17 protein-coding genes and 3 pseudogenes are annotated in these 19,301 nt (G+C 61.8%); 8 read left to right on the forward strand and 12 right to left on the reverse strand.

Annotated features, from left to right (window positions below; all coding sequences use genetic code 11):
* Together QO058_RS29740 and QO058_RS29745 are read right to left on the reverse strand one after the other, a co-directional pair.
* Window positions 1-1,869 carry an ABC transporter permease subunit gene (locus QO058_RS29740; protein WP_284173406.1) on the reverse strand — a complete coding sequence of 623 codons (1,869 nt, stop codon included), beginning with the start codon at window positions 1,867-1,869 and terminating at the stop codon, window positions 1-3.
* Between the two features lie 30 nt (window positions 1,870-1,899).
* Window positions 1,900-2,952, reverse strand: coding sequence for an ABC transporter substrate-binding protein (locus QO058_RS29745; RefSeq protein ID WP_284173407.1), 1,053 nt, complete (start codon window positions 2,950-2,952; stop codon window positions 1,900-1,902).
* 488 nt (window positions 2,953-3,440) lie between these two features.
* Between QO058_RS29745 and QO058_RS29750 the strand changes: the two genes are divergently transcribed.
* Window positions 3,441-4,058, forward strand: a complete 618-nt coding sequence (locus tag QO058_RS29750) for a flavin reductase family protein (protein WP_284173408.1) — start codon at window positions 3,441-3,443, stop codon at window positions 4,056-4,058.
* 192 nt (window positions 4,059-4,250) lie between these two features.
* Here the strand turns inward: QO058_RS29750 and QO058_RS29755 are convergent, their stop codons facing one another.
* From QO058_RS29755 to QO058_RS29765, 3 genes and pseudogenes are all read right to left on the reverse strand, one after another.
* Window positions 4,251-5,678, reverse strand: a complete 1,428-nt coding sequence (locus tag QO058_RS29755) for a M20 family metallopeptidase (RefSeq protein WP_284173409.1) — start codon at window positions 5,676-5,678, stop codon at window positions 4,251-4,253.
* Window positions 5,679-6,010: 332 nt separating this feature from the next.
* Window positions 6,011-6,234: pseudogene (locus tag QO058_RS29760) on the reverse strand (hypothetical protein); the annotation flags it as partial.
* A gap of 123 nt (window positions 6,235-6,357) precedes the next feature.
* Window positions 6,358-6,519, reverse strand: a pseudogene (locus QO058_RS29765) (AsnC family transcriptional regulator); the annotation flags it as partial.
* 93 nt (window positions 6,520-6,612) lie between these two features.
* Here QO058_RS29765 and QO058_RS29770 point away from each other — a divergent pair.
* Window positions 6,613-7,821, forward strand: a complete 1,209-nt coding sequence (locus QO058_RS29770) for a diaminopropionate ammonia-lyase (RefSeq protein WP_284173410.1) — start codon at window positions 6,613-6,615, stop codon at window positions 7,819-7,821.
* 63 nt (window positions 7,822-7,884) lie between these two features.
* On the opposite strand, the pseudogene QO058_RS31590 reads toward QO058_RS29770, so the two are convergent.
* The 3 genes and pseudogenes from QO058_RS31590 to QO058_RS29780 form a co-directional block, all read right to left on the reverse strand.
* Window positions 7,885-8,106: pseudogene (locus QO058_RS31590) on the reverse strand (helix-turn-helix domain-containing protein); the annotation flags it as partial.
* Window positions 8,107-8,115: 9 nt separating this feature from the next.
* Window positions 8,116-10,410, reverse strand: coding sequence for a relaxase/mobilization nuclease domain-containing protein (locus QO058_RS29775; protein WP_284173411.1), 2,295 nt, complete (start codon window positions 10,408-10,410; stop codon window positions 8,116-8,118).
* Window positions 10,407-10,838 carry a hypothetical protein gene (locus tag QO058_RS29780; protein WP_284173412.1) on the reverse strand — a complete coding sequence of 144 codons (432 nt, stop codon included), beginning with the start codon at window positions 10,836-10,838 and terminating at the stop codon, window positions 10,407-10,409. The genes QO058_RS29775 and QO058_RS29780 overlap by 4 nt, the downstream gene beginning before the upstream one ends.
* Window positions 10,839-11,621: 783 nt before the next feature.
* On the opposite strand from QO058_RS29780, the gene QO058_RS29785 reads away from it, so the two are divergent.
* The 4 genes from QO058_RS29785 (at window position 11,622) to QO058_RS29800 (ending at window position 14,596) form a co-directional block, all read left to right on the forward strand.
* A complete protein-coding gene (locus QO058_RS29785; protein WP_284173413.1) occupies window positions 11,622-12,308 on the forward strand; it encodes a ParA family protein in 687 nt (228 codons plus the stop codon).
* Window positions 12,305-12,691: a hypothetical protein gene (locus QO058_RS29790; protein WP_284173414.1), complete on the forward strand. Its 387-nt coding sequence runs from the start codon at window positions 12,305-12,307 to the stop codon at window positions 12,689-12,691. The genes QO058_RS29785 and QO058_RS29790 overlap by 4 nt, the downstream gene beginning before the upstream one ends.
* Before the next feature lie 72 nt (window positions 12,692-12,763).
* Entirely contained in the window at window positions 12,764-13,933 is a 1,170-nt protein-coding gene (locus tag QO058_RS29795) for a DUF1173 domain-containing protein (protein WP_284173415.1), read from the forward strand.
* Between the two features lie 237 nt (window positions 13,934-14,170).
* Entirely contained in the window at window positions 14,171-14,596 is a 426-nt protein-coding gene (locus QO058_RS29800) for an XRE family transcriptional regulator (protein ID WP_284173469.1), read from the forward strand.
* A gap of 85 nt (window positions 14,597-14,681) precedes the next feature.
* On the opposite strand, the gene QO058_RS29805 is transcribed toward QO058_RS29800, so the two are convergent.
* Complete coding sequence (locus QO058_RS29805) at window positions 14,682-14,888, reverse strand: hypothetical protein (protein WP_284173416.1); 207 nt, start codon at window positions 14,886-14,888, stop codon at window positions 14,682-14,684.
* Window positions 14,889-15,365: 477 nt separating this feature from the next.
* On the opposite strand from QO058_RS29805, the gene QO058_RS29810 reads away from it, so the two are divergent.
* Both QO058_RS29810 and QO058_RS29815 read left to right on the forward strand, forming a co-directional pair.
* Entirely contained in the window at window positions 15,366-15,659 is a 294-nt protein-coding gene (locus tag QO058_RS29810; RefSeq protein ID WP_284173417.1) for a WGR domain-containing protein, read from the forward strand.
* A 428-nt stretch (window positions 15,660-16,087) separates the two neighbouring features.
* Complete coding sequence (locus QO058_RS29815; protein WP_284173418.1) at window positions 16,088-16,366, forward strand: HU family DNA-binding protein; 279 nt, start codon at window positions 16,088-16,090, stop codon at window positions 16,364-16,366.
* Window positions 16,367-16,416: 50 nt separating this feature from the next.
* On the opposite strand, the gene QO058_RS29820 is transcribed toward QO058_RS29815, so the two are convergent.
* The 3 genes from QO058_RS29820 to QO058_RS29830 all read right to left on the reverse strand — a co-directional run bounded on the left by QO058_RS29820 (window position 16,417) and on the right by QO058_RS29830 (window position 19,229).
* Window positions 16,417-16,731 carry a DUF736 domain-containing protein gene (locus QO058_RS29820; protein ID WP_284173419.1) on the reverse strand — a complete coding sequence of 105 codons (315 nt, stop codon included), beginning with the start codon at window positions 16,729-16,731 and terminating at the stop codon, window positions 16,417-16,419.
* Between the two features lie 674 nt (window positions 16,732-17,405).
* The gene (locus tag QO058_RS29825) at window positions 17,406-18,332 is read right to left on the reverse strand and encodes an ArdC family protein (protein ID WP_284173420.1); all 927 of its coding nucleotides are present in this window, start codon (window positions 18,330-18,332) and stop codon (window positions 17,406-17,408) included.
* Between the two features lie 309 nt (window positions 18,333-18,641).
* Complete coding sequence (locus QO058_RS29830; protein WP_284173421.1) at window positions 18,642-19,229, reverse strand: hypothetical protein; 588 nt, start codon at window positions 19,227-19,229, stop codon at window positions 18,642-18,644.
* Window positions 19,230-19,301 lie beyond the last annotated feature (72 nt).

Consider the following 19,301-nt stretch of genomic DNA (forward strand, 5'->3'; position numbering starts at 1 on the left):
TCAGTCGTCCTTCGAAGTATTGCCAACGGCTGGCGTTCGCAGTGATAGGAGTTGATGGACCAGATAAGCGGCTGCCAGTGCAGCAAAGAAAATCACCGCGACAACAGCAACTTGGGGGCTGATTTCTTGCTTGATGTCTTCCCACATCCGGACAGACAACGGTACGCTGCTCGGACCGCCTAGAAACAAGCCCAAAATGACATCGTCGAATGCCATGATGAATGAGAAGAATATTGCACTGAGCAGTGACGGGAGGAGCAATGGAAGCGTGACCGTCCTGAAGGCCGTTATCGGAGTCGCACCGAGGCTTTGGGCCGCACGCTCAAGCGAGGCGTCGAGCTGGCGCAAGCCACCGACGATCGCGATCAGCGCATAAGGGATGCCGACGACGGTATACGCAATCACGAAACCCGCTTTAGTCCCGAGAAGCCCGATCTTTCCGAGGAAGAAATACAGACCCAACGCAAGCACGACGTGTGGCAGAACGATCGGCGAGATCAGCAATATGTAGATCGCGATACGAGCTGGCGCCCGCTGACGGACGATCGCGTACGCTGCCGGAACGCTCAAAGCCACCGCGAAAAGAGAGGCCAGCAGGCACGTTTGGATACTAAACCAGGCCGCCCTCAGCCATATGTCGTTGGAAACGAAGGTGTTGAACCAACGCAGGGAATATCCGGGAGGCGGGAACGTCAGGTAGGACGCCGAACTGAAGGCGAGCGGGAAGATGACCAGCAACGGCACGAGTAGAAAGATGAACGCTAGGACCGTCGTAGCCCACAACAGGGGGGTCCGGATGACGGCAAGCGCCTCCGACAGGGATCGGGCGAACGGGTGAATCCGGCACCGTAGGCTTTCAACCACATCCGGATAGCGGGTGAGGCCCGTCCCATTCTTAGCGGTCAGCTTTTTCGTACTCCTGTCCTCTCCCGTGTCTGGGGCCAGCGTCGAGCGGAAGATAATCAGCATCGCAATCACGATGCTCAGCAGGATCACCGATTGCGTGGTCGCACCAACAAAGTCAGCGAGCGCCGTCACACGGACGGTAATACCTTGTGCAAGCATGTAGTCCCCTGCCCCGCCGAGCAGAGCCGGCGTGACGTAGAAGCCGAGGCAAGACAGAAAGACGAGTGTGCAGCCGCCAACAATGCCAGGTGCGGTCAGAGGCGCGAATGCGTGAAGGAATGCGCTCACCGGATTGCTGCCGAGATTGGCGGCCGCGTCGGTCAAAGACCGATCGACACGCATCATGGCCGCATAAAGCGGAAAGACCATAAGCGGCAACTGGATCTGAACCATGCCGACATAAACGCCGAACGTATTGAAGACCAGATCAAGCGGATCCTGGATCAGACCCGCACCCAGAAGAGTCTTGTTCACCACGCCATTGGGCGCCAAAATGATGACCCATGCATAGGTCCTGATCAGGACGCTTGTCATGTACGGCAACGAAACAAGCAGAAGTAGAATGGCAGCCGCCCTGCCTTTCACTTTCGAAAGTTGGTACGCAAGCGGGTACCCGATCAACAAACAAATGATCGTGACGATGATCGAAAGAGTCAGTGTCCTGAAGAAGATCCGTACAAACGCCGCCTGAGATAGGGTTTGTCGATAGCCGTCCAGGGTCCATTCATCTCCGATCCAAAAGCTTCCACCAAACAGTTGGACAAGAGGAACGAGATAGAATGCAGAAACAAATAGCAACACTGGCCCCAGCAATATAAGGGGAGCCACGTAAGCCGCTTTGTTCGATTTTGTCACCAGTACAACCCGCCAATGTTGCTTTGGAGAAGAGCTACGAGGCGCGCATTGCGCCATCCCGGTAGCCGTGCTGAAGGCCAGGCCGGACTTACGAGCCGCCTGCAGCACTTGGTGCAGGCGGCTCGAGAGACCCTAAGATCAGCGAACGCCAGAGATCCAGGCTTCCCACTGTGAGACAGCGTACCGCTCGTTGTCCTGGCCCTTCGTCTGCTGGGACCAGAAGTCGTAGTTTTGCACGATCTGAAGGCCGCGCACTTTTTCGTTGGTCGGGAGCAGGGCCGCGCGAGCTGGGTCGATCAGCTTGAACGCGTTGGCGTTCGGCGGGGAATACAGAATGTGCTTGGCAAATTCCGCTTGGCGATCAGCCCGAGCGCTGAAGCCAAGGAACTTCATCGCGTTCTCGGCATTCTTAGCGCCCTTCAGCACGTACCAGTTGTCGTACTGGATAATGCCCTGATCCCAGCTGACGCCGAGGTTCGCGCCTTCCTCGATCGCGCCGAAAACACGTCCATTCCAGGCGCTACCGATCACGGCCTGCTTGTCGATAAGCAGCTGTGAGGTCTCAGCCCCGCTGGTCCACCACTTCAGGATGCTTGGCTTGATCCGCTCGAGGCTCTTGAAGGCCCTATCCCAATCGATCGGGTAGAGCTTTGCCGGATCCACGCCGTCCGCCAGCAGGGCGATCTCATACGCCGCAGCGGTGGGACCCCAAGTGCCACCAGCGAGCGTGCGCTTGCCCGGAAAGCGCTTCACATCCCAGACATCGGCCCAAGTCTTGGGCACCTCGTTGGGGAACGCCGCTTTGCTGTACACGCTAATGAGGGAGTAGACGATGTGGGGGCACGTGTATTTCGATGTCGCGATGGGCGTGAACGCCTCAAGGTCCTCTTTCTCGAAATACTGGTAGTCGATGGGCAGGAGGAGTCCGTCGCGCTCGAAGCCCGGCGTGACGCCACCCGCTGCAACGGCGACATCATAGCGCGGCGCACCGGCCAGGATGCTGGCCCGAACAGCGCCAGTCTCCACGCGGGGATTCCGGATGACCTTGATGCCGGTCTCCCGCTCGAAAGGCTCGAAATAGGCCTTGCGCTGAGCCTCGCCCCAGACGCCACCACCATCGAATACAACCAGCTCGCCCGTTCCGCGGATGGCCTTGGCTATTGCCGGCTTGACGAGCCCGGTAACCGCCAATGAGATAGCTCCGGCACCCTGAAGAATACTACGCCGATTGATTTGCCGAGACATGTCTAACCTCCACCTTTTCAAATTCCCCAATTGGCAGATCGGTTGATCCCGATCCGTCCACGATTGCCAAAAAGTTTAGACCGTCCTGAACGAAGCTTGCGCTCGAATTGCCTGAGGCTTCTGCAAATTTGTTTCATTTGAGCGGCGGAATCGGAGGCGGCGCCCCAAACGCGGCGACTGAAGCATACACTATGCATCAGCCCCGGTTTTTAGCATTTTTGTACTGCTTATCGCCATTATCGGGGCGCTTTTTAAGATTTCGTATCGATCGGGGTTCGCCCGAGTTGGCAAGAGCCCGAGCGGTGACATGAGAAAATGCTGCAATATCGGGCCGAAATTGACGCGCACGCCTCTCGCGAACCCGATATCTTCTATCGCATAGCGGTAGGCCTCAATCGAGGCTTTCGAGACCCTTCCACTAACGGGATATGCGGATGATCTACACAGATGAGAGCGCCAACATCTCACTGGCACACGACCCCCTCAAGGCCATCGTCGCGCCGCGCCCGATTGGGTGGATCACAGCTCAGAGCGCGGGCGGCGCCATCAATCTCTCGCCCTACAGCTTCTTCAATGCGGTCGCCACTCGACCACATCTCGTTTCATTCTGCTCCGAAGGAAAGAAAGATGCCGTGACGTTCATCGAGGAGACGCGTGAATTCACCTGCTCCTTCGTCTCCAAGCGGCTGGCCGATGCAATGAATGAAACGTCCGCCGACCTCCCGCGCGGACAAAGCGAGTATGCGTATTCCAAACTCGGGATGGAGGCTTCCAGATATGTGCGCCCTCCCCGGGTGTCGGGCACTCCCGCCGCTCTCGAATGCAAATTGATTTCAGTCCTTCAAATGCGAGACGTCGAAGGAACTCTCATTCCGACCTTCATGGTCATCGGCCAGGTAGTCGGCATCTATATCGACGCCGCTTACCTAAGGGATGGCCGGTTCGATACCGCCGCGGCCAATCCGGTCGCCCGCTGTGGCTATGCGGACTATGCCGAGGTCAACGAAATGTTCTGCATTCTCCCGCCCAGTTGGCGCGATAGGTCAACCTGACAGCGCAGCCATCCCTCTTCGCGAAGGGCGGGCGATCAACCAATGCTCGCCAGCATGGCCAAATCGATCAACTTAGAACATCCCTATCGCTAGGTCGCGCGGACAAAGCGGATCCCCTAATCAGCCGAGGCGTGATTCAAGGCTGTTCTTTGGGGAGAACAGCGACACTTCGCGGGCTGGAAAGATGGATCGTCAGGTTTTGGCGATGCCGTTGAGCGACCCGGGGCACCCAAGGTCCCAGAACAGCCCGGCCATGATCTGCATGCCCTCTTCGGCGATCGTCACTGGCATGTGCTCGTCCGGCGCGTGTTGCGAGCAGGCAGGGTAGGAATGCGGAATCCAGAGCGTCGGCATGCCAATAATCTCAGCAAAGACCTCGTTTGGGAGTGATCCGCCGAAGTTCGGCTGAAGGGCTACATCACGGCCAGTCGTTTGCTCCATCGACCCCAGGGCAAACTTGGCCCAGGGATTGTCGAGGTCCGTGCGCGTCGCTAGGTAGAAGTCCTCGCGAAGTTCCTCGATACGAATGTCGGTGAAGCCCCTCGCGTCGAGGTGAGCTCTCAGAGCCGGGACTACATTGTAAGGATCGACCCCGACAACGAACCGCAACTGGCATGTTGCTTTGGCAGAGGGGGGAACAGCTCCAACTGGGGCCTCAGGGCGTCCGCACGTGAACGCCAGGATCTCGAAGTTGCACCAGCCATAGACTTGCTCGGGGCCAACCAGGTCAGGCTCACCCCAACTGTCGTCGATCGCAGGATCGCCAGCACCCTTTTCGAGCTTCAGCTTCTTAAGCGCGGCGCGGACATTTTCGGGAATTCGCTCTGGACGCCATTCTGGCAACGCAATGCGGCCTTTCTCGTCGGTGAGCGTGGCCAGTGCATGTGTCAGCCGGATACCCGGATTGGCCAGCAGGCCGCCCCAGTTGCCGGAATGATAGGCGCCTTCGCGTAGGTCGCAGTGCAGATTGAAGCCGACAGTACCACGCGCCCCTAAGAACAGAGTCGGCGAGTTCGCTCCCAGTCGCGGCCCGTCGGACGCGATCAAGCAATCCGCCTTCAAGCGCGCACGGTGGGTCCGCGCGATATCGGCCAAGCCCAGAGAGCCGGTCTCCTCCGCCATTTCGATCAGGACTTTGACATTGAAGCCAAGGTAACCGCGCCTTTCCAAGATCAGTCTCAAAGCAGCCAGGTTGATCGAATGCTGCCCCTTGTTATCGGCTATGCCCCGACCATAGAGGCGGCCTTCAGCTTCGACGAGCGTCCAAGGATCGCGCCCCTCCTTCCAGTCACCGGACATACCCCAAAGCACATCGCCATGGCCGTAGATCAGAATGGTAGGTAGCGCGGGATCTTCGATGCGCTCGGCAAAGAGAGCAGGAAGCCGAGCCTCGGCCGGATTGTCCAGTTGCTCGCAGCGGAAGCCCATGGCTTCCAATAGAGGTCGTATCTCACCATTGAGGTAGCGCAAATTGTCTTCGAGGGAGTCCAAACGGGGGCTCTCACTTGCAATGGCAATCCGCGGCTTCATCTCCGCAAAAAAGGTGCCATCGCGGACGTAGCGAAGGGCCGCGGCCACAACTTGTTCACGATCGGCCGTCGCGGGCGAAAAGCTGGACATATTCGGACCTCGACCAGCAAACGATGCAGGCGCAGAAATGAGGCGACGCCCGCGAGATGAATTAGTATTGTAACGTTCGTGAGAAGCGCGCTCTTATTTCATAATAAAAATGCAATATTCTTTCATTTCCAGCTGGCCTTGCGCATGATTGGTAAGCGGTCGGTCGAACCCCTTCACCGACCGCGCTGATGTGTCGTGGTAGCGGCGAGCGTTCGGCTTCAATGCGTCAACCAGAACGCGAGCCACGTGCACGGCGTTGCGCTTCGTCCCATCATGGATTTAGTTCAGTCAGCGACGAAAGATCGGTTTCAGCACCCTTGCACACGGCCGGCAGTATTGGCCCGGCCACGGGGGAGATGCTGCTCGTCGCGCGTCGCGGTACGACGGGCACATCGTGCCGCCTGCCAACTTCCGGCAGGTGCCGTTGTTGTTGCACATCTCCGCGCTGATCGGTCCAGTCGAGCGCGGTCTCCATGGGGACCGGCGTGGCATAGCCGGGTGCGAAGCGCATCAGGCTGCGATCGTCCATGCGCAGCGGCCGCACGATCTTGCCGGGTTGACACGATTGTCGCCGTGATCGGTCACCCAATTGTCGAGCCGCCCCAGGTCGTGTTTCAGCCCGGCGAGATCGTCGCCGATATTGGCTTGATGAGCCCGTTTGTTTAATGCGCTGCATGCGGCGCTGGTTGACATCCGCCGAAAGATCGACCGCCTCCGCGATCTTCCGCTGCGACGTCTTGGTGTCTTGCTGCAGGATCCGGATAACTGCCTTGTCTCGCTGGTCCAGATTTCGCGAGCCGTTCGATGATTTCGCGCGAATCCCTAGTCCAAACTGGAGCAAAATTGCAGCGAAGTTACTTAATTGGAGCGCAACGCTCGATAAAAGCGCAATATTGTATTTTTGTACCGACTACTGTAGCTGAAGGCCCGACACATGCTGATCGCCAATCGCAACCCCGATCACGGCAAGCCTCTCGATCCGGTCGATGCGAAAATGCTGGGACCGTCGGCGGCGTCAGAGGTCGAGCGATTTCTTCAAAAGCGTGAGGGGCACAAGGCGACGCCGCTGGTTTCCCTGCCGCAGTTGGCCGGTGCGCTTCGCGTCTCTTCGATCCACATGAAGGACGAGGGTCACCGGCTTGGCCTTGGCAGCTTCAAGGCCTTAGGCGGCGCCTACGCTGTCATTCGACTGATCGTGGAGGAGGCCTCCAAGCAGCTGGGCCGCGAAATCGACATCGCCGATTTCAATTCGCCGGACGTCCGCAATGTGGCGGCTCAGTTCACCGTGGCTTGTGCGACCGACGGAAATCACGGTCGTTCAGTCGCTCAGGGCGCGCAGTTGATAGGTGCTCGCTGCGTGATCTTCGTCCACTCCGGCGTCAGCGATGAACGCGTCGCCGCTATCGCTCGCTACGGGGCTCAAATGGTCCGCGTCGCCGGCAATTACGACGACTCTGTCGCAGAGGCTGCCCGCGTCGCCGAGAAGAATGCCTGGGTCATTGTATCGGACACCTCCTGGCCCGGTTACGAACGCATTCCAGGTTTGGTTATGCAGGGCTACACCGCGCTTCTGAGCGAGGCTCTGAAGGCGTTTCCTCAGGTGCCCACGCACGTCTTCGTTCAGGCGGGCGTAGGGGGCATTGCTGCAGCCGCGGCCGCCTATTTCTCAGAGGTACTGGGTGACAAGCGCCCATACTTCGTTGTCGTCGACCCGTCCAAGGCCGCCTGTCTGTTCGAGAGCGCCCGCGCTGGTCGTCCGGTCAAGGTCGACCACGGTGAGCCGACCATAATGGCGATGCTGGAATGCTATGAGCCATCGCTCGTGGCCTGGCGTATCCTTTCGCGCATCGCTGACGCCTTCATGACGGTCGAAGACAGCGAAGCTGTCGATATCATGAAGCGGTTGGCCTACCCGCTCAGCGGCGACCCAGCAATAGTCGCCGGCGAAAGCGGCGGCGTTGGCTTGGCTGCCTTGAGCCAGGTTGCTCGTCTCCCGGAACTTCGGAAGCAGATCGGACTGAATGAACAGTCCAGGGTTTTCCTGATCAACACCGAAGGAGCTACGGACCCCGTACTCTATGAGGAGATCGTCGGCCGCTCCTCCGATGAAGTATTGGCTGCGAACGCGAAGGTGGCGGCATGACCGATCTTGCCCAATTGAAAGCGGACATTCCTCCGCGCCTTTCAGCGGAGCCCGGCCGGCGGGCGTGACCTGCACCGGCCTGATGGTGCGATCTACGAACGAGACCTCAAACTCCTTCTCCAAACTCCCAAGGATCTGCGAAACGGCCGACTGGGTCATTCCGAGCTGCCGCGCGGCCTCGGTCAGGCTTCCCGACATCACAACGGCGCGGACGAGCTCCAACTGGCGCAGATCGAAACCGAGCTTCCACAACCGCCGTACCAAGCATTGCGGGCGGGTTCCCAAGCAAGGCTCTCATTTCTGTCGCTGTCCCTTGACCGATTGAGATTTCGCACGCTCGGTTTCGGCCTGACCAACGACCTTCTCCTGCTGAGCCTTCAACTTGGCCAGCGCATCAGTCTGCAGGAGCGCGTTCGGCAAAGGCTGACCAGGCGATTCCGCAAGCATCCGAGCCGCTTCTAACGCCGCGGCAGCTTCACGAGCCTCACGCGTGGCGGATTGCTGCGTGGCGTTGACAATGGCGCGCTCTGATACCAACTCGCGCTGCGATTGCGGATCCATTCCGCCCCGGCCCTCCTGCCGGCGTTCGACCTCGATTGCGCGATCCGATAGCCGCTGCGCGTCCGCAGCTTCACGATTCTCTTTCAATCTCACAGCTTCGGCGCGCTCGATCAGCCGGTCTGCAGAGACGCCGGCCAGTCGCTCGATATCTCCGCGTGACAGCTCCTGAACCCCTCGTTCCTCCATCCGCTGAAAATCCACCCGCATCGCCAGGGTTTCGAGATAGCGCGCCGATGTCTCGCGGAATTGGTCCTTTGTCGCCCCATCCAGGAGATCGGTCGTGCGCGCGACCGCGTCATTCATGGCGCGAAGATCCTTCGCCATCTGTTCCGATGTGATTGCCACAGGCTTGTCCTCCTTGCCCAACCAATGCTGCACGCGTTTCTCAAGGGAGTGGATGATGCCGCCCAGCGTCTGCGCCATTGCCAGGCGTTGGACCATCTCCGACGCAACGGCGCTCAGTGTGTCCTCCTTCAGAACCGCCGACCAGGCCTCCAAGCCCTCGCCGACAGCCCGGCGGTCCGCGTCGCTCAGCGGCAGCCTGATCGGATTTTCGCGAGCCGTCGCAATGCGCTGACGCGCCTTCTCGATAAGTCCATGATTGATGGGGTCCCGCGCATAGGCGCGATCGAGGGCTTCACGCGCCGGGCGCGGGCGCTCGGCCACATCGACGATCGCCTTGTCCCTGGCGCCATAGCTCTGTGACGAAGCCCGCTCCACTGCCGAGGTCGCGACGATCTTGAGACCCTGGGCGCGCGCATGCTGCGCATAGACCTCACGCCAGGTCCGAAAATCGTCCCTGTTCGGATGGATCTTCTGGCCGTTCTCGTTCTTCACAGTGATGACGGCGTGAGCGTGAATATGCCCCTCGGCCTCCTTGTCGGTATGGATGCCGAACATGAATTTATGGTCGGCGAAGCGGTCATGCAGGAACTCCCGCACCGCGTTGGTCAACGCCGCGACATCGGTACCCGCCTTGGCCGAAATCATCAGATGCATCGTGTCGCGCGGCGACTGCGATCGCAGGGACGGCGCCCAATCCCGCGCGGCCTCGCGTGCACCTGACTTATCAGCAACTGACTGACCACGGTCGTCGGTCAACGCACCGTATTTTGCGATGTGCTGCCTGAGCTGGAAGGCAACCCCGTCACGCCCATGCCGCGATGCACCGGGTTCGACGCTCATGGCATGTTGAGGGTGACCGGTCGCGGCTTCGATCCGAGCCTTGATGGCAGCCTCCGATCTGGCATCGAGGCGCTTCTGGCTAAAGCCATCCTGCTCAGTGCCGATTTGCTCGTCGCGGACTCTGAAGCGCTCCTTGGCAGCGCCCGCCATCGCAACCACCATCCTGGCCTCTAATTCCCCGTCCGATGTCAGCTCGAGCCGAAAAGCGTGTCGGTGGCCGGCGAAGCCTGAGGCGATTGCGCGCTCACAGGTTTCCCTCCCAGCAGGCGTATCGCGCACGCCATGCAGTTTCAGCCTGACCGCGACGACATCCTGGCTCTCCTTCCTGGTCTCGAAGGATTTGGACCACTGCTTGATTTCATCGGCCACCGCTTCACGATCGGCTAGAATGCGCCCGTCATGGGTTTCAAGCGCGACGTCGTCGCGCTGGACATATTGCCCGGTTGCGGTCGCGCGCGGGGCCCCATGGGCGAAGGAGATGACCTTCACCACGGCCGGCTGATACCCCGCCGCCAGGCGACGCGCTCGACTGAGCGCACCGCCCTCTATCCGAGCCGGCGGCGCCTGCCGAGCCGGTGACGCGCCGCCGCCGCCCTTCGCCCTAACGCTATCGAGGCGGCGTTCACGCTCGGCATCGCGCCCTCCCGTGATAGTGACGCCGCGCAGGATGGCGCGCGCACCCATCATCGCTGCCCCCGGCGTCCGGCCAAAATCCTGGCCGCGTTCACTCGCCTGCGCCGATATCAGAGCCGACCGGCGCCGTTGCGCCTGGCCATGGGCAACAGCCTCACGGGCCCCGCGAAAGATTTCCGTCCATCGCTCGATCACCACCGCTTGGCTCATGTTGCGGCGCCTTCCATTTCGGCCGCCTCGGCGGCAGACAGCCGCGCAACCCCTCTAAGTCGCGCGCCATGTGTCACCGTGATCTCGGTCAACTCGTCGTCGATGGCAGCGATCGCGCCGTGGAGCTCGCTCCAGACCTGCTCTGCCGCCGCGAGTTCGGCTCCTCTGCCCTGTCGCATCATCCTCAGCATCTGTGCCAGAGTGCGGCCAACCTGCCGGACCTCTGCCGCCAGGGCGACGACAGCTTCCATGTTTCCCGCCGACAGTGCCGGTCCGGCCTGAACGGATGCTCGGATCAGGCGACGCACGACCTCCGCTTTCGGCAAGCCGAACGACGCCACTGCCTCTTCCAGGCATGCCGCGTCATCGTCGGACAATTCCGTGCGAAGCCGGGGCTTTTTCCGCGGACCGCAATTCGCTCGAGCCATCGCACCCTCCGCTGCCTTTCCGGCCGCCCTACCGATGCGCTGCTGCCCGCGATCGAGTCGGCAATGCCGCGCCAGCGAACCGGCTGCGCTCGCAGCTTCCCTTAGTTTGGCCCACAAACCGGTATCTTGTCAACCAATAGTCGGAATACCGACTTATCCTTTCTCTCTCCTTGTTTCGCGGTTCCGGCGCGCCTCAAGCACGCCCGCCTGCCTGTCGAGCATGGTGCATTCCCGAATGGCCGCTTTGGACGCGACGGCATGACAGCCGACGATATCCACGCATGCCGGAGTACCGAGATAACGAAGTTCGGCAATCGATCAATCATCGCCTTCGGCACCGGTTCGTTCCGTCGGACGTGCGCTTGGGCAGCGCATATTTCCGTGAGATCACGATTGTCGAACTGCCGCATCAGCGGGGTAGCGTATTCCGTCATTTTCATGGTCACTCACTGCCACACAACTGCGCCGCATGACGCCATGAACCCCTCATTGCGGTGTTCCGGCAAAACCGCACCACTTGGCATCGTCAGGGCGTGTGTCTGTCACTGTCGTGCTCGCTTGCTCCACAGTTCCAGCAACACGTCGTTGCGCTGATCAGCGATCGCCGCAGGTCACGACCAAGCCATCAACGAAACACGGCGGCGCTTTAATCGACGACCAATCGAGTTCCAGACCAGGGCACTCCCGCCTTGACAAGATTAGTCAATATACTGACCAATGACCAAAACCATGCGTCATCGCGTTGGTGACGCATGCGGTCAGTAGGCGATCGAGGGCTGAACGATGGCGAGCATTTTCGCGGTGGCGACGCCGAAGGGTGGCAGCGGCAAGACGACGATGTCGATCCTGCTCGCCGGCGAACTCGCGCAGCAGGGCTATGCGATCGGCCTGGTCGATGCCGATCCGCAGGGCTCGGCTTATCAATGGCATGCCTCGTCGAAAGCGCGCGGCCATGACCCATCCGGCATCGACATCGTCCATGCGACAACCGAAGCTGCGGTGCTGAAGCACCTGGCCGAACTCGACGAGCGCGATGCGGTGATCATCGATACACCCGGTTTTGCCGACACACGGATCACGGAGACGGCATTCCGGGCTGACCTCGTCATCCTGCCGTGCAAGGTCTCGATGTTCGACGCTTCGCAGATCGTCCGGACGGTCGGCTTTATGAAAAAGCGCGCGGCCGAGATGGGTGTTGCGGAGCCGCCTTATCGGGTGGTGATCAACGAATATGACAGCCTCGATCGCAACACTGCGCCGATCCGGGAGGTGCTGGGATATTTCGACGGCGAGGGCGTCAAACTCTGCCAGAACGCGCTCTATCGCCGGATCACCTACCGCACCATGACCAATGGCCACGGCACGCTCTATCAGATGAACGACAGGGACGAAGCGGTGCGCAAGGCGCGCTACAACGCCGACCAGGTCGTGCGCGAGCTGCTCGCCGCCAGCCAGGAGACGTCTGCGTGACCGAGACGAAGCGGCGCCTCGCTTTGCCGCGCAAGGCGACGGCCGAAACCGCACCTGTCCCGCGACCAATGGTCGTGACGCCCGATTATGGCGCGGAGCCGTTGCGGCCATCTGGGACGTTTCCCGCGACGAGCGATGGGGCCGGCGCTCAGATCGTCAGGCAGGTCGGGTCCTCGATGCCACCGCGACAGCGCGACCCGTTCGAAGGTTACGGTGACCGCCTGGCCTCGCGACCGCTGGCGTTGCGCTTGCCTCGCCCGATCGATCTCGTCATCCGGCAGATCGCCGCAGAGCGCCAGGTGCAGCCACTCCGGCTGATCGACCAGGCCGTGCGTGAATTTCTCGAGAGGCTCGCTCGCCTCCCTGATCGCCCCGATGCATGATCGCGCTGACTCAGCCATCAGCGGAGACACCGTGATGCCTGCGCGATGAGACAGATCGCGATCGAGGGTGAGGTGATCGCGACCGACACTGCGGATTTCCAGACGAGACTCGCCGATGCTCAGGCTCGTCAAGTCCGGCCCTTGTGTCTGTGTCGCAATCCGGGACTGCCGCTCTATATCGCGCGGGTTGGAAGTCGTCTGACCCTAAAACGCATGCCGGGCACAGGTGCGCGGCATGACCCCGCCTGCCCGTCCTATGAGCCGCCCTATGAGCTGTCGGGATTGGGCTCGGTTGCGGGCTCAGCGATCAGCGAGGATCTGGAAACCGGAAACACCCTGCTCAAGCTCGATTTCAGTCTGACAAAATCGGCCGGCCGTGCGCCGCCGGCTCCAAGCGCGACGCCAGACAAAGGCGAGGTCCGCAGCGACGGGACCAAGCTGACGCTACGCGCCCTCCTGCACTATCTCTGGGATCAGGCGGGTTTCAATCGGTGGCGGCCAGGCATGGCCGGCAAACGCAACTGGGCCGTCATCCGAAAGTTCCTGCTCGAGGCAACCGAGGGCAAGACCAGCAAGGGCAAGGCGCTGCCAGATATCCTCTACGTGCCAGAAATGTTTCAATCCGAGCGCGAGGCTGAGATCGCCCAGCGCCGTTCGGCCTTCATCGTGCGAGCAACGGCTACAGCCGGCAAGGCCCGTCCGCTTCTCATCGTCGTCGGCGAGGTCAAAGAGATCGTACCTGCCCGCTCCGGGCATCGTCTGCTGATCAAGCACGCGCCAAAGTTCCCGTTCCTGCTGAACGAGGACATCCACCGCCGCATGGGGGTGGTATTCGCCAGCGAGCTTTCGCTGTCGAATGCGAGCCCGGAGGCGCATCTCGTCGCGATCGCCACCTTCGGCCTGGATCTGGCCGGTGTCGCAACGGTCGAGGCGATCGCGCTGATGGCGGTCACAGAGAACTGGATTCCGTTCGAGAGCGTGTCCGAGGCAAACCTGCTCGATGCCCTGACTCGACGCAAAGTCAGTTTCCTGAAAGGGCTGCGCTATAATCTTCCGGCGAACCAACCTCTGGCCAGCGTCGTGCTCCACGAGGAGGCTCCGACGCCGCTCGCCATGTTTATCGTGCCAAACGAGGCCGATGCGGCCTATCGCCTGGCTCTCGATGCGCTGGTCGCTTCGAGCGACCTGCCGGCCTGGATCTGGTCGCGAGGCGACGAGCCGATGCCGGCGCTCCCGGTCTAGGTGACAGACCACCACCCCACTAACCAGAGTTGCGCAAGGGATCGTTCCCTCCGGCCGAAGCGCTGGAGGCGGTTCGGTGAGCGCCGGATGGCGCGAGGAGAGCCCGGTCCGGCCGTGAGCCGGATGCGCCGAGATGACCTTGGCCACTCCACCCCGCAACACAACCGGCGATCGTCGTCCCAGACGGAACTATTCTAATTCGATATATTGATAACCAATGGTCCGTATAATAGTTTGATGACGCTGTGCGGGGGGTTGCACGGAAAATTTTTATCCTGCCCCGAAGGTCGCGTCATCGCCATGGTCAATGTCCGCCGTCCCCGCGAAGGCGAGCAATCCATCCTGAACGAGATGCTGGCAATGCGCCTGCAGGAGCTGGAAGCGCAGAGCAATGACTCGCCCGGCTTCATCAGCAAGCTCGGCATCGGCAAGGGCACCTATTACGATGTCTCGCGCGCCAAGGGGAATCCGACCCTTCGCACGATCGAGCGGATCGCCGCGCGCCTGAACATGAGCGTCTTCGAATTGCTGGGATTCACGGAAGACGACGCGCGCCGCGCGCTGAAACGCAACGGCGTCGACTATGATGAATTGACCTCGGCGCTGGCCGACAAGAGCAAAGCCGACGAGCGGATCGCGGCGCAGGCCCGCTTGCGAAAATAAGCATCCATCCCGGTCGCGACTGGCGACATGCGAAAAGCCGGCCCGACGCGCGTGGCGTCAGACCGGCCTATTCGATCGGTGATGCTCAAAACGGCAGTGCGGCCAGCTCGACGGCATGGACTGCTGACCAGCTCTCGCCCTCTGCGAAATACGCCGCTTCAACCTCGCTGCGGTCCTGCTCGGTTAAGAATTCGAGCTCGCGCTGCGCTTTGCGACGCTCCCGCGGCCTCAGGCAGGCATCGGCCAGCTCGGCCCTGAGTTCGGCAATCTGCTGATCGATCGGCATGGTCATGAGAACCTCCTTCGTCTCGAATGGACGAAGGCGCGCCACGCGTCGGCGGAGACCGGGTCAAGGATCGGCGCCAGCCGACCGCCGCAGGCGGCGCGTGGGGGAGCCGAAATGCGTCAGCATTTTGGGGGCACCGCGCGTCCTTGAGGCGGGCTCCGCCGGCCGTATCATGGGCCGACCAGAGAGCTCCCTCCAGCTCCCGCGGGAAGCGCCTTTGTGCCATGCCTCGGCTGAACGCTTCGGCCGCATGAATGGGACCTCGAAGGAATTCAGCGAAACGGTTCGCCGGCGCACCTCCGCGACACGATCGTCACCGGGATCGGCAGAGACGGCGTGCGGGCTTCGGTCGCGAGGCGACTGGAGTCGTGCGCAGAAGGCGTCTCGCCCAACCCCAATCCTTCACGGACGCGAATCGCCGAGGCCAGACCGATTCACAATTGTCGTTGGACGCAAAACCTGCCGCTGCGCGATTCTGGTGTCATGATCGCCCAGCCCTATCGGTTCTACGTGGAACGCGAGGACGCCTCGAAGAACATGGCCCGCTACTATGCCATGTCGATCGAGCCGACCCTGTTTGGAGACATCTGCCTCACCCGCCGCTGGGGCCGAATCGGAACACGCGGACAGGCGATGGAGCATCACTTCGAGTGCGAGGAGGATGCGGTCGGTCTCTTCCTCGATCTGCTGCGGCAGAAGCGCAAGCGTGGCTATCGCCCGACAGGAAAAGCGGCGAGGTCACGCGCTTCGGCGATGCTGGACACGGTCCTTCGCTGATGGTCACAAGCACGATCGGAATTGCCGCGAGCAATCGCTGGCAGCGGCCATTGGAAGCGGAACCGCCGGTCGATCTGGCGGGTGCGGCCAGTGACATGACGAATGCCTTCCTCAGCGGGGAGGCTTCTCGTCGATCACGACATTCTGCTGCGCCAAGATGGCGTTGGTCAGCGAGCGCTTGCTTGAGCTCCCCCTTCGATCTTGCTCCGAACGGCTTCGCGGACCGGAGGCGGGTTCGATGCGCCGTTCCTAGCGATCGCCTGCGCAAGGCGCCGATCAGGCAGAAACTCGACAACTTGAGCGCGCCTGATCGGAGTTGCGGTTGTTTTTCAGTGGAAGCGCCGTGGATTTCGGGAGTAAGGCGTGCTCGGGTGCTAATCTGGACAAGAAGCGCCAGGAAGCCGACCAAGACGGAAGGGAATTCATTCATGACCACTGCATCGGACATTGCCGATAAGATCGCTGGCGAGCATGGGCTCACGAAGACACAGGCCAAGGCCATCGTCGAAGGCGTGTTCAAGGAGATTGCAGCAGCCGCCGTCACCGGCGCGGAAACGTCGATCAACGGCTTCGGCAAGTTCAAGGTGAAGGAGAGCCCTGCGCGGGATGCTCGCAATCCCGCGACCGGTGCGACGATCAAGGTCGCAGCCTCGAGGAAGCTGACCTTCTCCCCGGCGAAGGCGACGAAGGACGCGTTGAACGGCTGAAACGCGGAACCGGCCCCGCCTCGATGGCGGGGCCGGATTGATCGGGCAGCTCAGTCCCGGTTGGAACGGGACCAGATGAGCTGAAGGCCATCCTCACCCTCGACCTCGGCCAGCGTGGCGTAGATCGGAGCCGGGAAGCTCGGGTCATCCAGCTTGACCGAGAGGTAGTCGCGGCCCGACTGCTCGGAGACCTTCTGCCAGGCCGCGCCCAGCTCGACGTTCCCTGCGGCGAAGATCCGGAAGTGCGGGCCCTTGTCCGAGGGGTTCTCGACGCGCTGGAAGCGGGCCTTGACGTTGAGGGAGAGCGTGCGGATCGAGCCGGTGAAGCCGTTCTCAGTGGCGGTGAAAGAGCCGATGGTCGCCATTGTCGTGTTCCTTTCCGGTGTTTCGAGCCGCGCCCTTCGCGGTCTCGATGGCTGTCGAAAAGACCGGGGGCGATCGGACCGCACCCTACCGGGGCCGGAACAGCGTGGAGGGCGGCCGGGAGCGGCTTTCTTGACCCGCGAGGAATGAGCGCACAGCGCTCAGGGGAAGAAAGTTGCGGATGGCCGTTGCGGGAAGACGATCGAGGCCAAGCCGTTCCCCGGTCAGACATGCCCGATCGAGCCCGCAGAAGGGTCGGCTGTCGGCGACATGGAAGGAACCACACAGAGGCCTCGCGCTTCGGTCCCACGCGCCAACCGGATGATCAGGAGCGGCGATCCGCACACCAGCCGTTCGCCAAAGCCCCTCTCCTGCCGTCGATCGCGACGCGCAGGTCCGAAATTGGATCAGTTTCCCGAAGAGACAAGAGCCCGTCCGCACCAGCGGAGGTACCCTCAGTTGAAGCGCCACGGCGCGACCAACCGGTCTTGCTGGGCTATCCGGTCGCCCGTGCCTCCGGTCACGCTGCACGGCCCAGATCGCGGAGAGCAGGGACCGCAACACTGAACACGAGCAGGACCGGACCGTCGCTCCCCCAATGGCCTTCCTGACCTGAGGGCCCGCATGCGGATCGAGAAGGGCGTTATGCCCTCCCCTGCAATGAGCGAGGAGTGCATCAGGCTGTCTCCTGCACCGTCGCCAATAGTGGCTGCAGGCCGTGCAGATAGGCGACAGCTCGCTGCGCATGGGCGGCCGCGGAAAAGATCGCTCGCTTGTCGTCGGACAGCACCTTCAGCCAGGAGCCGAGATAACTGGCATGATCCGGCCGCGGCTCAAGTTCCGGTGCGATCCCGAGATCAGCACAGAGGAAACACGAGCCGAGCTCGGCAATCAGCTCTTCGCGGGCTCGTTCGGAACGGTCCTTCGCATAGCGGCTGAGATCACGGTTCACGCGATGCGGGGCCGCCGTCCAGTGCGTGACCTCATGGCTCAGGGTCCCGACATAGCCAGCCGCATCGCGGAACATCGCGAAGCGGGGCATTTGGATATGGTCGGTCCCCGGCGCGTAATAGGCGCGATCACCCCCATGCCGGATCGCTGCCCCGGTGTTGGCGAAGAAGCGGTCGGCGTCTTGGTTCCGCTGGACGGGATCGCGAACTGGTTCCCTTTGCCCGCAATAGTAGTCGGGCAGCCCGTCGATCTGAGCCGTGTTGAAGACGGTGTAGGCTTTCAAGAATGGGATTTCCCGATCGAACTCCTCGCCGGCAGCATCGGTCTGCGTCTTCTTGAACCGGCTGGCGAAGACGACCATCGAGCCGCTCTCGCCCTTGCGAACCACGCCGCCGAGCTCGAGTGCCTGCCTAAACGTCATCCAGATCGGCGAAGTGAATCCGCGCGCAGTCGCCTCCGACCAGAGCAACAGAACGTTCATTCCCGAATAGGGCAATCCGTTGTGGCGCAGCGGCCGGGTCACGCGACCGTTGGCGTTGCCTGAATGCCAAGGCCGCATCCACGGGCGCACGCCGTTCTCCAGATCCGCAACGATCTTCTCCGTGATCTGCGCATAAATGTCGCCGCGCGGTGCCTCTTTCTTCTTGCTCATCTTCCAACCCTCCGTTCCGGAGGTCGCGGCCATCGCGAACTCTCACGGAGGTCCCTGGCCGGTGGCTACCGGGAGGGCGGGCACCCGCAGGGCCGGAACGCGAGTGAAGGACGGCAGAGCCGTTGCGCGCGGTCCCGCCACCGGCAGGGCCCCGGTCGGGAGGGGTCGCGAGGCCCTCAAGCGCCGGTCGCTTCTTGCCTGGAATGAGTGGCGTCACATGCAAAAAGGCCGGCTCCGAGGAACCGGCCCGCATTGACGGCATGCGTGTGGCCCGAACGAGCGGAGCGGCAAAGCCCCGCTCGCGACGGCTCAGCCGAAGGCTCTCATCTGCAGCTCGGCCGCTTTGCGGTTGACGGAAGCACCGGGCTGTTCGATCGGACGCTCGAAGGGCTTCCACGTCTCGCCGACGACATGCTCGTAAGCGCAGACGGCACCCTCGGCCGCCATGCGCAGCGCGTGGGATTGCAGGGCCATGTCGGCGGCGAATTCACGCTTGCGTTGGGCGGGGCCATCGAACCCGACCGGACCGTTGAGATCCTCGTCGCGAGCGTCGCATGCCGCTTTGGCAGTGGCGTCGCGCGCTTCAGTGACGGCGCGGGAATAGAACTGGCCGGCGCCATGAGCCGAGCCGACATAGGCGCCGACGATCCGTTGCAGGTGGATCTGCATCGCCCGTTCGCCGAGGCCTTCCTGGAGGCTGTCGGCCGTCTCGACGATCAGCCGGTTGTGCAGATCCCGGATTCCGTCGCTGTCGAGAACAGGGAGCCCGAAGCTTTCGGAGATGAGGGTGGCTTGGTTGGCGTCGGGACAGGCGAGCCGGACCATTTCGAGCGTCGTGCCTTTGCGGAGCTGGACGACGGGGGCAGATTGACGACGAGGTTGAGCGGCCTTGGCCATGGATCGTTTCCTTTCTTCGGTTTCGCCTGGGGCTGGTCCGGCGCTTGCCGGCGTCCCCTCGGGTGCGGTCGA

Origin of the sequence: Bosea vestrisii (assembly GCF_030144325.1) — a bacterium.
Lineage (GTDB): Bacteria > Pseudomonadota > Alphaproteobacteria > Rhizobiales > Beijerinckiaceae > Allobosea > Allobosea vestrisii_A.

Excerpts from the sequence above, each read along its gene's own strand:
- QO058_RS29825 (WP_284173420.1), bottom strand. The coding sequence starts at position 18,332 with ATGAGCAAGAAGAAAGAGGCACCGCGCGGCGACATTTATGCGCAGATC.
- QO058_RS29820 (WP_284173419.1), bottom strand. The coding sequence starts at position 16,731 with ATGGCGACCATCGGCTCTTTCACCGCCACTGAGAACGGCTTCACCGGC.
- QO058_RS29805 (WP_284173416.1), bottom strand. The coding sequence starts at position 14,888 with ATGACCATGCCGATCGATCAGCAGATTGCCGAACTCAGGGCCGAGCTG.
- QO058_RS29775 (WP_284173411.1), bottom strand. The coding sequence starts at position 10,410 with ATGAGCCAAGCGGTGGTGATCGAGCGATGGACGGAAATCTTTCGCGGG.
- QO058_RS29770 (WP_284173410.1), top strand. The coding sequence starts at position 6,613 with ATGCTGATCGCCAATCGCAACCCCGATCACGGCAAGCCTCTCGATCCG.
- QO058_RS29750 (WP_284173408.1), top strand. The coding sequence starts at position 3,441 with ATGATCTACACAGATGAGAGCGCCAACATCTCACTGGCACACGACCCC.
- QO058_RS29830 (WP_284173421.1), bottom strand. The coding sequence starts at position 19,229 with ATGGCCAAGGCCGCTCAACCTCGTCGTCAATCTGCCCCCGTCGTCCAG.
- QO058_RS29785 (WP_284173413.1), top strand. The coding sequence starts at position 11,622 with ATGGCGAGCATTTTCGCGGTGGCGACGCCGAAGGGTGGCAGCGGCAAG.
- QO058_RS29800 (WP_284173469.1), top strand. The coding sequence starts at position 14,171 with ATGACGCTGTGCGGGGGGTTGCACGGAAAATTTTTATCCTGCCCCGAA.
- QO058_RS29815 (WP_284173418.1), top strand. The coding sequence starts at position 16,088 with ATGACCACTGCATCGGACATTGCCGATAAGATCGCTGGCGAGCATGGG.
- QO058_RS29810 (WP_284173417.1), top strand. The coding sequence starts at position 15,366 with ATGATCGCCCAGCCCTATCGGTTCTACGTGGAACGCGAGGACGCCTCG.
- QO058_RS29755 (WP_284173409.1), bottom strand. The coding sequence starts at position 5,678 with ATGTCCAGCTTTTCGCCCGCGACGGCCGATCGTGAACAAGTTGTGGCC.
- QO058_RS29780 (WP_284173412.1), bottom strand. The coding sequence starts at position 10,838 with ATGGCTCGAGCGAATTGCGGTCCGCGGAAAAAGCCCCGGCTTCGCACG.